Source organism: Amycolatopsis ruanii (assembly GCF_003385175.1).
Taxonomy (GTDB): Bacteria; Actinomycetota; Actinomycetes; order Mycobacteriales; family Pseudonocardiaceae; genus Amycolatopsis_E; species Amycolatopsis_E thermalba.
In genome coordinates this window covers 1-11,419 of sequence record NZ_PQHY01000013.1, presented here as the reverse complement: position 1 = coordinate 11,419, position 11,419 = coordinate 1, and the positions used below count along the sequence as shown (strand labels likewise).

Sequence of the window (11,419 nt, the reverse complement as noted above, 5' to 3'; positions counted from 1 at the left end):
CTAGACCTGACCCGCGGCGTTCCGCACGGCCTTCTCGGCGTCCTTGTGCGTGCCCTCGGTGGCGTCCGCGGCCTTCTTGACGGCCTTCGCGACGTCCTTCAGAGCCTTGTCGAGGTTGCCGAAGGCCGCGACGCAGTTCTTCGCCGCCGGCTCGTAGTCCTTGGCGAACGCCTGGCCGGACTCGTCATTGCCCCAGCAGGCGCCCTGCGCGTCGAGCGCGGCCTTGAGCGCGTCGCCGGCCGCCTTGAGCGCGTCGCCGGCTGGCGGGAACTTCCCCGCGCCGGTCCGGACCGTGTCCGGGTCCATGTCGTGGCCGGTACCAGGTCCGGTCATCGGTCACCCCGCGTCATCCAGGTGTCGGGCATCTCGTCGTCGTCGGTGGTTGGACGCGGGCGACGCGCCACCGGTTTCGGTGCGGGCGGCGGAGCCGGCACGTCCCGGCGCATGATCGACTGCGACTCCGGGTCCGGCGCGGGCGCGGGCTCCGGTTCGGGTTCGAGGAAGTCCGGGATGTCCGGCATCAGCCCGGCCAGCGACGGCGCGCCCTCGATGAACTCGGACAGGTCCGGCAGGTCCGCGGTCAGCGGCCGGAACAGCTCGGCCTGCTGCTGCTTGACCTCCAGCATCCCGCGGCGCACCAGATCGCTGATCGTGCGCGCGAGCGCCTCCGGCCGGGTGCGGTCGAACGTGGTCGGGGCGAGCTTGAGGTCGGCGAGCGTGCCCTGGGCGTCGATGGTGATCTTGACCAGACCGTCCGGCGAGGACAGTTCCGCGGTCAGCGCGGACGCGGCCTGTTGCGCCTCCCGCAACTGCGCGGTCTGCTGCTGGAACTTGTCCATCAACTGGTCGACGGTCTCACGCATCGCCGCGTTGCGGGCTTCCTTCTGCGCGCGGTCGTCCCCCGGGGTGCTCACCCGGGCCACTCTAGTGGGCCGCCTTCGTCCGGTCGGCGTAATCGGGCAAATTCCGTCACTCGGTACGCGTGCGCCGGGCGATCACCAGGTATCCGGCCGCGCCGAGCAGGTACAACGCGGTGGCGACGAGCAGCAGCGGCACCGACCGCCCGCTCAGCGGCACGATCGTGGCGGCGAGTGAGACGGCGATCACCTGGGTGATGTTGAACAGCGTGTCGTACAGCGAGAACACCCGTCCGCGGGCCTCGTCGCGCACGTCGTGCTGGATCGAGGAGTCCACGCACAGCTTCACCACCTGACCGGCCGCGGTGATCACGAACGACGCGACCAGCACGGTCGGCAGCTGCATCGGCAGGCCGAGCCCGGCCTGCGCGACCGCGGCGATCACCAGCGCTCCCGGGATCGCGCGGCGGCGGCCGAGGCCGCGCACCAGCCGCGGGGTGAGGAAACCGGCGAACAGGATCCCGGCGCCGGCCATCGCGGCCAGCTGCCCCAGCCCGGGCAGCCCGGCCCTGAGCAGCCCGTGGTCGGTGAAGCTGAACCGCAGCAGCAACACGGTGATCAGCAGTGAGATGCCGTAGGACGCCCGGTGCGCGAGCAGCGCGACGAACCCGGCGACGACGCTGGGCGCGCCCAGCGCGGCCTTGGCCCCGTCGACCAGGCCGCGGGCCACGGCGAGGAAAGCGTCAGTGGGCTCGTCGACCGTGTCCGGCCCCAGCGCGCCACGGGCGAACCGGCGGGCGATCGCGGCCGAGACCAGCGTGCCGAGCATCGCGACGGCCGTGGTCCAGCCGGACCCGCTGTTCCCGGCGCCGATCAGCGCCCGCACGCCGATCGCCACACCGCCGCCGAGGACCGCGACCAGCGAGCCGAGCGTGGTGGCCAGCGCGTTGGCCGTGACCAGCGTGCCCGGCGGTACGACGTGCGGCAGCGACGCGGACAGCCCGGACCCGACGAACCGGGAGATGCCTTCGACGATCAACGCGAGCACGAACAGTTCGAGCCCGGCGAACCCGAGCCCGACCGCGACCGCCGTCGCGACGATCGCCGTGCCGCGCAGCAGGTTGGCCACGATCAGCACGCGGCGCCGGTCCCACCGGTCCAGCAGCGCGCCGGCGAACGGCCCGATGAACGAGTACGGCAGCAGCAGGACGGCGAACCCGCCGGCGATGGTCAGCGGGTCGGCGCCGCGCTCGGGGTTGAACAGCACCGCCCCGGCCAGTCCGGCGCGGAACACGCCGTCGGAGAACTGGGCGGCGAAGCGGGTGAACAGCAGCGTCCGGAAGCCCGCCATCGCGAAGAACGCGCGCGGCGGGACCTTCCGGACGGGCTGTGCACTCGCTGTCACGGCTCACCAGCCTACGGTGCCGAAACGCGGGGAAGGAGGGGAGGATTTCGAGGCCGGCGCACTTGGTCGCCTCTCGGCGGCATTGCGCAGTGTGGCTCCTGCCGAACGGTATTCCACAAAGGCTTTTCTTCAGTGAGCCCGGGGGACACGGAGTGCGCCGGCCACCCAGTCCAACGGGTGGGGGCCGTCCCTTGTTCCCGGCGCCGTGGCCCGGTTTTGCGGGAGTGGGATCATGGGGGCGTGCCAGCGGACGCCGAGGTTGAACCGGGATCGCTCCTGGTCGCCGCTCCTACGATGTTCGATCCCAACTTCCGCCGCACGGTGGTGTTCATCATCGACCACCGGGAGGAGGGAACGCTCGGGGTCGTCCTGAACCGCCCGAGCGACGTGCCGGTCGACGACGTGCTGCCCAGCTGGGGGCGGCACGTGGTGGAACCGCAGTCGGTGTTCGTCGGCGGCCCGGTGGAGAAGAAGACCGCGTTGTGCCTGGCCGCGTTGCGGGCCGCGGAGACCGCGTCCGGCGTGCCCGGGCTGATCGGCGTGCGCGGGCCGGTGGCGCTGGTGGACCTGGACGCCGATCCGGACGCGCTGGTGCCGAAGGTGCGCGGCCTGCGCGTGTTCGCCGGTTACGCGGGCTGGGACTCCGGCCAGCTGGACGGCGAGATCGACCGCGGTGACTGGCTGATCGTCCCGGCGCTGCCCAGCGACGTGCTGGCCACGCCGGAGCGTGATCTGTGGGGTCAGGTGCTGCGCCGTCAGGGCGTGCCGACGGCGTTGCTGGCCACCCACCCCGGCGACCTGCAGCGGAACTAGGGCCAGCCCCTCGCCCGACCACCACCCCCCACGGAGGCTGTCATGCCTGCACGGCACACCCGCCGCACGCGCAGCCCGAGCAACCGGCCGGCACGGCGGGCGCGGGCGGCGGCACGGTCGCCGCGGCCCGGTGACCCAGCGCGCCACCACCGGCGACCAGCGCGAACATGCCGACCAGGCCGATCGCGGTGGCGATCAGCACGCCCGCGGTGCCCGGCATGAGCAGACCGGCGATCCCGGCGACGATCCCGACCACCCCGGCCACCATCGTGGGCAGCCCGGCGACCCGGTTCGCCAGCCGGAAGGCTTCGTCGGAACGCAGCGTCGCGGCGGTGCGCACGCCGGCGCCGCGGTCGCGCGGCAGCTTCTCCCGCCAGCCGAGCAGGCCACCCCAGCCGACGACGACACCGAGCACCAGAGGAATGAGCGCGACTACCAGCACGCTCACGAGGATAGGCGTGATCTGCGCGCTACCTGCTGGACACCCGCATCCGATGTGCTGCACGCCATGTCCTCCAGACTCCTCACCGGCGCCATCGCCGGCTGCCTCCTCCTGACCGCGGTCCCCGCCGAGGCCGCCCCGTCCCCGGTCCGTTTCCTCGGCGAGCAGCACGTGCCGAACGTGCTCGCGTTCGACGGGACGACCGTCGGCGGGCTGTCGAGCATCGACTACGACCCGCGCACCGGCCAGTACGTGTTCCTCAGCGACGACCGGTCGGCGCTGCAGCCGGCCCGCTTCTACACCGCGCGGTTCGACGTCACCAAATCCGGCGTCGGCCCGGTGACCTTCACCGCCACGCACCCGCTGCGCCGCGCCGACGGCACCACCTACCCGGCGCAGGGCGTGGACCCCGAGGAGCTGCGCGCGGACCCGTGGACCGGCGACTACTTCTGGAGCCAGGAGGGCGACCGCACCGCGACCGTGCTGGCCGACCCGTCGATCCGGGTGGCGCAGCGGGACGGCGACCACGTGCGCGACCTGCCGATCCCGGACAACGAGCGGATGCTGCCGGACTCGGGTCCGCGGCAGAACCTGGTGCTCGAGGGCCTGACCTTCGCCGCGGGCGGCACGCTGGTGGTCAGCGCGCTGGAGGGCCCGCTGCTGCAAGACGGCCCGGTGGCCACGGCCGAGCAGGGCGCGCTGTCCCGGATCACCGTGCAGACCCGCGGCGGCACGGTCCTCGCCCAGTACGCCTACCCGCAGGAGCCGGTGTTCGCGCCGGGCGCGGGCGGCAGCACCGGCGTCTCCTCGATCCTGGCCGCCGACCCGCTCGACCCGTCGCGCTACCTCGTGATGGAGCGCGCGTTCGTCTCCGGCGTCGGCAACAAGGTGCGGATCTACGAGATCGACACCCACGGCGCGACCAACGTCCTGCACACGGCTTCGCTGTCGGACGCGAAGGTCAAGCCGGTCCGCAAGAAGCTGCTGCTCGACCTGGCGGACCACCCGCTGTCCAAGGTCGACAACGTCGAGGGCATGACCTGGGGGCCGCGCCTGCCCAGTGGCGAGCGGACCCTGGTGCTGGTGAGCGACGACAACTTCTCGGCGAACCAGATCACGCAGGTCATCGCATTCGCGGTGCGCCGATAGCCGGGTGGGCCGGGCCGCTTACCATGGTTGGGTGAGTGAAGCAATCGAGGAAACGCCCGGCCACCGGTACAACGCCGACCTGGCCGGTCGGGTCGAGCTGCGCTGGCAGAACTACTGGGCCGATCACGGCACCTTCCACGCACCGAACCCGGCCGGCTCGCTGGCGACCGACTCCAGCGTTCCCTCGGACAAGCTCTTCGTGCAGGACATGTTCCCCTACCCGTCGGGGGCCGGCCTGCACGTGGGGCACCCGCTGGGCTTCATCGCGACCGACGTGTATGCCCGCTACCACCGCATGATCGGGCGCAACGTCCTGCACACCATGGGCTTCGACGCGTTCGGCCTGCCCGCCGAGCAGTACGCGGTGCAGACCGGGCAGCACCCGCGCAAGACCACCGAGCAGAACATGGAGACCTACCTGCGGCAGATCCGCAGGCTGGGCCTGGGCCACGACGAGCGCCGCCGGATCGCCACGATCGATCCGGAGTACTACAAGTGGACCCAGTGGATCTTCCTGAAGATCTACGACTCCTGGTACGACGAGAAGCAGGGCAAGGCCCGGCCGATCGTCGAGCTGGAGGCCGAGTACGCGGAAGGGCGCCGCGCTGTGCCTTCTCCGGACGGCCGGGCATGGAGCGAGCTGACCCGCGCCGAGCAGCTGGTGATCCTGGACGAGCACCGGCTGGCCTACATCTCCGAGGCGCCGGTGAACTGGTGCCCCGGGCTGGGCACGGTGCTGTCCAACGAGGAGGTCACGCCGGACGGCCGCAGCGAGCGCGGCAACTTCCCGGTGTTCCGCCGCAACCTGCGCCAGTGGATGATGCGCATCACCGCCTACGCCGACCGCCTGGTCGACGACCTGGACCGGCTGGAGTGGCCGGAGAAGGTCAAGTCGATGCAGCGCAACTGGATCGGCCGGTCGCACGGTGCGCGCGTGAACTTCGCCGCCGGTGAGCACGAGATCGAGGTCTTCACCACCCGGCCGGACACCCTGTTCGGCGCCACCTACATGGTGCTGGCGCCGGAGCACCCGCTGGTCGACGAGCTGACCACGGACGCGTGGCCGTCCGATGTGGACGAGCGCTGGACCGGTGGCGCCGCCACCCCGGCCGAGGCGGTCGCCGCCTATCGCCGCGCCGCGTCGCGGAAGTCCGAACTGGACCGCCAGGAGAGCAAGGACAAGACGGGCGTCTTCGTCGGCTCGTACGCGGTGAACCCCGCCAACGGCAAGGAGATCCCGGTCTTCATCGCGGACTACGTGCTGATGGGCTACGGCACCGGCGCGATCATGGCGGTGCCGGCGCAGGACCAGCGCGACTGGGACTTCGCGGAGAAGTTCGGGCTGGAGATCGTCCGCACGGTCCAGCCGAGCGAGGGCTTCGACGGCAAGGCGTTCACCGGTGACGGGGTCGCGATCAACTCGCGCCAGGAAAACGGACTCAGCCTGGACGGCCTGAACGTCGACGACGCCAAGAAGACGATGATCGCCTGGCTGGAGGAGAACGGCCACGGCGCCGGCACCGTGCAGTACAAGCTGCGCGACTGGCTGTTCTCGCGGCAGCGGTACTGGGGCGAGCCGTTCCCGATCGTGTACGACGAGGACGGCCGGGCGCAAGCGATCCCGGAGCACCTGCTGCCGGTCGAGCTGCCCGAGGTGGACGACTACTCGCCGCGCACCTTCGACCCGGAGGACGCCGACAGCGAGCCGTCGCCGCCGCTGTCCCGCGCGAGCGACTGGGTCGAGGTCGAGCTGGACCTGGGTGACGGCAAGAAGACCTACCGCCGCGACACGAACACCATGCCCAACTGGGCCGGCTCGTGCTGGTACCAGCTGCGCTACGTCGACCCGGACAACGCCGAGCGGTTCGTCGACCCGGGCAACGAGCAGTACTGGATGGGCCCGCGCCCGGCCGAGCACGGCGTGAACGACCCGGGCGGCGTCGACCTGTACGTCGGTGGCGTCGAGCACGCGGTGCTGCACCTGCTGTACGCGCGGTTCTGGCAGAAGGTGCTGTTCGACCTGGGGTACGTCAGCGCCGAGGAGCCGTACCGGCGGCTGTTCAACCAGGGCTACATCCAGGCCTACGCCTACACCGACGAGCGCGGCTTCTACGTCCCGGCCGAGGAGGTGGAGGAGTCCGACGGCAAGTTCTTCCACCAGGGCAAGGAAGTCAGGCAAGAGTACGGGAAGATGGGCAAGAGCCTGAAGAACGTGGTCACGCCCGACCAGATGGCGGCGGACTACGGGGCCGACACCTTCCGGTTCTACGAGATGTCGATGGGCCCGCTGGCCGACTCCCGGCCGTGGGCGACGAAGGACGTCGTCGGCGCGCACCGGTTCCTGCAGCGCGTGTGGCGCCTGGTGGTGTCCGAGCAGACCGGTGAGCCGCGGGTGTCGGCGGCCGAGCCGACGGATGACGACCGCCGGATCCTGCACAAGACCATCGCCGGTGTCCGCGACGACTACTCGGGTCTGCGGTTCAACACCGCCGGCGCGAAGCTGATCGAGTACAACAACCATCTGACCAAGGTCTACGGCGCCGCCGAGTCGACGCCGCGCGAGCTGGTCGAGCCGCTGGTGCTGATGCTGGCGCCGCTGTGCCCGCACATCGCCGAGGAGCTGTGGCACCGGCTGGGCCACGAGGGCTCGCTGGCGCACGGCCCGTTCCCGGTCGCCGACGAGAAGTTCCTGGCCGAGGACACCGTGGAGTACCCGATCCAGGTCAACGGCAAGGTCCGCGCGCGGATCCAGGTGCCCGCGGACGCGGCCAAGGAGGCCGTCGAGGCCGCCGCCCTGGCCGACGAGAAGATCGTGGCGCTGCTGGGCGGCGGCACCCCGCGCAAGGTCATCGTCGTCCCGGGCCGCCTGGTCAACGTGGTGCTCTAGGAGGCGTCGAGGCCGATCTCGCGGGCGAGGTCGGCCAGCAGCGCGTCGAACACGGCGTCCGGCTTGGACATCGGGATCGGGTAGTTGCCGAACACCTCGAGCGTCACGTGCCCGTAGAGGCGCGCCCAGAACTGGATCATCACGTACGTGGTGCCCAGGTCGAGCTTCTCCGGCGGGAAGTCGACGCCCGATTCGCGCAGGACCGCGAGCAGGTCGTCCTGGAACGCGGTCAGGTCGTCGTGCAGCTCGACGGGCACCGCCTCGGTCGGCGGGATCTCCAGCTGGAAGTTGGCCAGCAGGTGCCCGGCGGCGGTGAGGAAGATCCGGCCGAACGGCTCGTTGGCCCGGTTCAGGGTCGCCACGCTGCCGGCCGCCGAACCGACCTCGCCGGTCGGCGACGCGAACACCAGCGTGAACTCCTTGGTGTGCGTGAGCGCCCAGCGCCGGAAGCCGCGGCAGATCGCGAAGAGCTGCACCGCGCCGTCGTCGGGCAGGCCGGAGATCTCCTCGGTGAGTTCGGCGGCCAGGTCGGCGACGACGTCGAGGCGCAGGTGTTCGACGAGGTCGTCACGTGAGCCGTAGTACCGGTAGAGGGCGGGGGCGGTGATGCCGAGTTCACGGGCGATGGCCCGCAACGTCACGGCTTCCGGTCCGCGCTCGACGAGGAGCTTGCGTGCGGTCCGGCGGATGTCCTGATCGGTCGCCGCGCGCTCGCGACCCCGTCGGGTCGGCTTGTCCATTCCGGCATTCTAGAAGGTGAGCGCGCATTTCCGGCGGAATCGGGCGCCGCCGGTACCGATCGCTCGGGGGGCTACGCGATCGGTACCAGCGACCCGATGCCCGGCCTCCGGTGGCGCAACCGGTGCCGGACGCCAAGTGAGAGCCCGCGTGAACCCTGGTGGGACGCCCCGATGTCGAGATTGCCCCAATCGGGTGAACGCCGCGGACGCTCACCTTAGTGTCGCACCATTCGCCCCAGAAGTTACAAGAATCTTCACGTTTGCATAGGAAAGAATGCCCGGATGGCTTGCGACGTTCTGGTGGTCGGCTCCGCCAACGCTGATCTCGTGGTCCCCGCCGAGCGCCGGCCCGGGCCCGGCGAGACCGTGCTGGGCGGCGACACGGTGGTCTCCCCGGGCGGCAAGGGGGCGAACACCGCGGTCGCGGCGGCCCGGCTCGGCGCCGAGGTCGCCCTGCTCGGTGCGGTCGGCGAGGACTCCTACGGGGATCTGCTGCTCGATTCGCTGCGGGACGCCGGTGTCCGCACCGATCTGGTGCGGCGGGTGGCGCGGCCGACCGGCATCGCCTACATCACCGTGACGCCGGACGGCGAGAACTCGATCCTGGTCTCCCCCGGCGCGAACACCGCGCTCGAACCGTCCGTGGTGGACAGCGCGCTGGACGGGGCGAAGGTGGTGGTCGCGTCGATGGAGATCCCGCTCGCGACGGTCGAACGGACGGTCGCGGTCGCCCAGGAGCAGGGCGTGTGCAGCCTGCTCAACCTGTCCCCGGTCGCCGCGGTGAGCCCGGCGACCCTGGCCGCGCTCGACGTGCTGCTGGTCAACGAGCACGAGGCCGCGTGGCTGCTCGGTGACGGGGTGCCGCCGGAGCGGCTGCTCGACCTGGGGCCGTCCGCGGCGGTCGTGACGCTGGGCGCGCGCGGGGCGCTGGTGATCACCGGCGACGGGACCACCGAGGTCGCCGCGCCGAAGGTGACGCCCGTGGACACCACCGGCGCGGGCGACGGGTTCACCGGTGCGCTGGCCGCGGCGATCGCGGAGGGCAAGCACCTGGAGACGGCGGCGCGGCGGGCGGCGCAGGTCGCGGCGATCTCGGTCACCCGGCCCGGCGCGCAGCCCTCCTACCCGACGGCTGCGGAAGTCGCGGGTTCGTGAAACGCTGGTCCGGTACGGATCCGGAGAGGGTATGGTCTAGACCATGTCGGAAACGAGGCTGTCCGGGGTGCCGGTGAGCCCGGGTCGCGCGAGCGGTCCGGTCGTCGCCGTGGCCGAACCCGCCGCCGCGCCCGCGAGCGGGCCCGCGCCGTCCGATCCGCAGGCCGAGGCCGCGCGGATCGCGCCGGCCGCGCAGGCGGTTGCCGCGCGGCTGGAAGCGCTTGCCGGCCAGGCGACCGGCGACGCCGCCACGATCCTGCTGACCACCGCGGCGATGGCCGGTGACCCGGCGCTGGTCAGCGAGGCGGAACGGCTGGTCGTCGCGGAGGGCAAGCCGGCCGCGCGGGCGGTCTACGAGGCGGCGAACGGCTTCGCGAAAGCGCTTGCCGCGGCCGGTGGGTACATGGCCGAGCGGGTCCGCGACGTCGAGGACATCCGGGACCGCGTGATCGCCGAGCTGCAGGGCGTGGCGCCGCCCGGGGTGCCGGACCTGGCCGGTCCGAGCGTGCTCGTCGCGCGGGACCTGGCACCGGCCGACACGGCGGGCCTCGACCCGGCGCGGGTGCTGGCGCTGGTGACCGAGGAGGGCGGGCCGACCAGCCACACCGCGATCCTGGCCCGGTCGCTCGGGATCCCGGCGGTGGTGGCCGTGCGCGGGGTGCTCGGTCTGCGGGCGGAGGCGCTGCTGGTGGACGGCGACACCGGCGTGGTCGAGGTCGTCGCGGCGGACGCGCCGGTGGTGGCCGCGGTGCGCGAGGGCGCGGCGGAGTGGAACGGGGTCGGCGCGACGGCGGACGACCACCGGGTCAAGGTGCTCGGCAACGTCGGCTCACCCGCGGACGCGACCGCCGCGGCGGAGGCGGGGGCCGAGGGTGTGGGCCTGTTCCGCACGGAGTTCTGCTACCTGGACGCCCCGGCCGAGCCGTCGGTCGACGAGCAACGGGCCGCGTACGCCGCGGTGTTGGCGCCGTTCGCGGGGAAGCCGGTGGTGGTGCGGACGCTGGACGCGGGCGCGGACAAGCCGCTCGCGTTCCTGTCCCCGGAGGCGGAACCGAACCCGGCGCTGGGCGTGCGGGGCGTGCACGAAGCGTTCGACCGGCCGGACGTGCTGGACCGGCAGCTGGAGGCGATCGCGGGCGCGGCGGCGGATTCGGGCGCCGAGGTGTCGGTGATGGCGCCGATGGTGGCGACCGCGGCGGAGGCGGCGTGGTTCGCCGAACGCGTGCGGGCCGCGGGAATCACGCGGGCCGGGGTGATGATCGAGGTCCCGGCGGCGGCGTTGGCGGCGGAGGAGATCCTGGCGGCGGTCGACTTCGTCTCGGTGGGCACGAACGACCTGGCGCAGTACACGTTCGCCGCGGACCGGCAGCTGGGGGCGGTGGCGGGCTTGAACGACCCGTGGCAACCGGCGCTGCTGCCGCTGATCGCGCTGGTCGGCAAGGCCGCGCGAGCGAGCGGCAAACCAGCGGGCGTCTGCGGCGAGGCGGCGGCGGACCCCCTGCTGGCGCGCGTGCTGACGGGCCTGGGAATGACGAGCCTGTCGATGAACGCGAGCGCGATCCGCACGGTGGGGGCCAGCCTGGCGCAGGTGGGTCTGGCGGACTGCCAGCGGGCCGCGGAGGCCGCCCTGGCGGCCCCGACTCCCGCCGAGGCACGCACCGCCGCACGCGGCTGACCGGGAGCCCGCCCCACCCACGGATGAGGCACCTGCTTTGGACGAGCGCATCTCTCGCGACGGCTGACCGAGGGCGCCCCGGCCAAGCGGCTCCCGCGGCCCGAGATCACCAGTGGTCGCGCGACTCTGCGCCTGCGGGCGAGCGTGCCTCACTCCCGCACGTGTACCCGGTCCGCACGGGTTCGCCACCGCTGCGGCGCTTGCGCGCCCGCCAGCGCCTGCCGCCCCCGCGCCCCGGGGCGGGGGTTCTTCGGCCATTAGGGGCGCGGCTGGGGGCGCCGCGGGGCGCCCCCAGC

10 protein-coding genes are annotated in these 11,419 nt (G+C 72.4%); 5 read left to right on the top strand and 5 right to left on the bottom strand.

The genetic code is table 11. The features are described from left to right. Genes D0D28_RS09680 through D0D28_RS09670 form a run of 3 tightly spaced genes read right to left on the bottom strand, consistent with a single transcriptional unit; the run spans nucleotide 1 to nucleotide 2,208 of the window. Nucleotides 1-333, bottom strand: a complete 333-nt coding sequence (locus D0D28_RS09680) for a hypothetical protein (protein ID WP_167481520.1) — start codon at nucleotides 331-333, stop codon at nucleotides 1-3. Beyond that, the gene (locus D0D28_RS09675; protein ID WP_116110405.1) at nucleotides 330-914 is read right to left on the bottom strand and encodes a YbaB/EbfC family nucleoid-associated protein; all 585 of its coding nucleotides are present in this window, start codon (nucleotides 912-914) and stop codon (nucleotides 330-332) included. Before D0D28_RS09675 ends, D0D28_RS09680 begins: the two co-directional genes overlap by 4 nt. A 55-nt stretch (nucleotides 915-969) precedes the next feature. Beyond that, nucleotides 970-2,208 (bottom strand): MFS transporter, encoded by a 1,239-nt coding sequence (locus D0D28_RS09670; RefSeq protein WP_116110404.1) that lies wholly within the window; start codon nucleotides 2,206-2,208, stop codon nucleotides 970-972. Nucleotides 2,209-2,478: 270 nt separating this feature from the next. On the opposite strand from D0D28_RS09670, the gene D0D28_RS09665 reads away from it, so the two are divergent. Further along, nucleotides 2,479-3,075, top strand: a complete 597-nt coding sequence (locus D0D28_RS09665; RefSeq protein WP_275895895.1) for a YqgE/AlgH family protein — start codon at nucleotides 2,479-2,481, stop codon at nucleotides 3,073-3,075. A 40-nt stretch (nucleotides 3,076-3,115) separates the two neighbouring features. Here D0D28_RS09665 and D0D28_RS09660 read toward each other — a convergent pair whose 3' ends face one another. Continuing rightward, the gene (locus D0D28_RS09660; protein ID WP_094003299.1) at nucleotides 3,116-3,517 is read right to left on the bottom strand and encodes an SdpI family protein; all 402 of its coding nucleotides are present in this window, start codon (nucleotides 3,515-3,517) and stop codon (nucleotides 3,116-3,118) included. A gap of 66 nt (nucleotides 3,518-3,583) precedes the next feature. Between D0D28_RS09660 and D0D28_RS09655 the strand changes: the two genes are divergently transcribed. Continuing rightward, on the top strand, nucleotides 3,584-4,666 hold the full coding sequence (locus D0D28_RS09655; protein ID WP_116110443.1) for an esterase-like activity of phytase family protein: 1,083 nt from the start codon (nucleotides 3,584-3,586) through the stop codon (nucleotides 4,664-4,666). Nucleotides 4,667-4,697: 31 nt separating this feature from the next. Continuing rightward, complete coding sequence (leuS, locus tag D0D28_RS09650; protein WP_116110402.1) at nucleotides 4,698-7,553, top strand: leucine--tRNA ligase; 2,856 nt, start codon at nucleotides 4,698-4,700, stop codon at nucleotides 7,551-7,553. Here the strand turns inward: leuS and D0D28_RS09645 are convergent. Further along, on the bottom strand, nucleotides 7,550-8,293 hold the full coding sequence (locus D0D28_RS09645) for a TetR/AcrR family transcriptional regulator (RefSeq protein WP_094003286.1): 744 nt from the start codon (nucleotides 8,291-8,293) through the stop codon (nucleotides 7,550-7,552). The genes leuS and D0D28_RS09645 overlap by 4 nt on opposite strands. Before the next feature lie 282 nt (nucleotides 8,294-8,575). On the opposite strand from D0D28_RS09645, the gene D0D28_RS09640 reads away from it, so the two are divergent. Together D0D28_RS09640 and ptsP are read left to right on the top strand one after the other, a co-directional pair. Further along, entirely contained in the window at nucleotides 8,576-9,448 is an 873-nt protein-coding gene (locus D0D28_RS09640; protein ID WP_116110401.1) for a ribokinase, read from the top strand. A 43-nt stretch (nucleotides 9,449-9,491) separates the two neighbouring features. Next, nucleotides 9,492-11,123 (top strand): phosphoenolpyruvate--protein phosphotransferase, encoded by a 1,632-nt coding sequence (gene ptsP / locus D0D28_RS09635; RefSeq protein WP_116110400.1) that lies wholly within the window; start codon nucleotides 9,492-9,494, stop codon nucleotides 11,121-11,123. The last annotated feature ends 296 nt before the right edge of the window (nucleotides 11,124-11,419 follow it).

Coding starts and splice junctions, on each gene's coding strand:
- ptsP (WP_116110400.1), top strand. CDS start 9,492: ATGTCGGAAACGAGGCTGTCCGGGGTGCCGGTGAGCCCGGGTCGCGCG.
- D0D28_RS09680 (WP_167481520.1), bottom strand. CDS start 333: ATGACCGGACCTGGTACCGGCCACGACATGGACCCGGACACGGTCCGG.
- D0D28_RS09655 (WP_116110443.1), top strand. CDS start 3,584: ATGTCCTCCAGACTCCTCACCGGCGCCATCGCCGGCTGCCTCCTCCTG.
- D0D28_RS09670 (WP_116110404.1), bottom strand. CDS start 2,208: ATGGCGGGCTTCCGGACGCTGCTGTTCACCCGCTTCGCCGCCCAGTTC.
- D0D28_RS09645 (WP_094003286.1), bottom strand. CDS start 8,293: ATGGACAAGCCGACCCGACGGGGTCGCGAGCGCGCGGCGACCGATCAG.
- D0D28_RS09640 (WP_116110401.1), top strand. CDS start 8,576: ATGGCTTGCGACGTTCTGGTGGTCGGCTCCGCCAACGCTGATCTCGTG.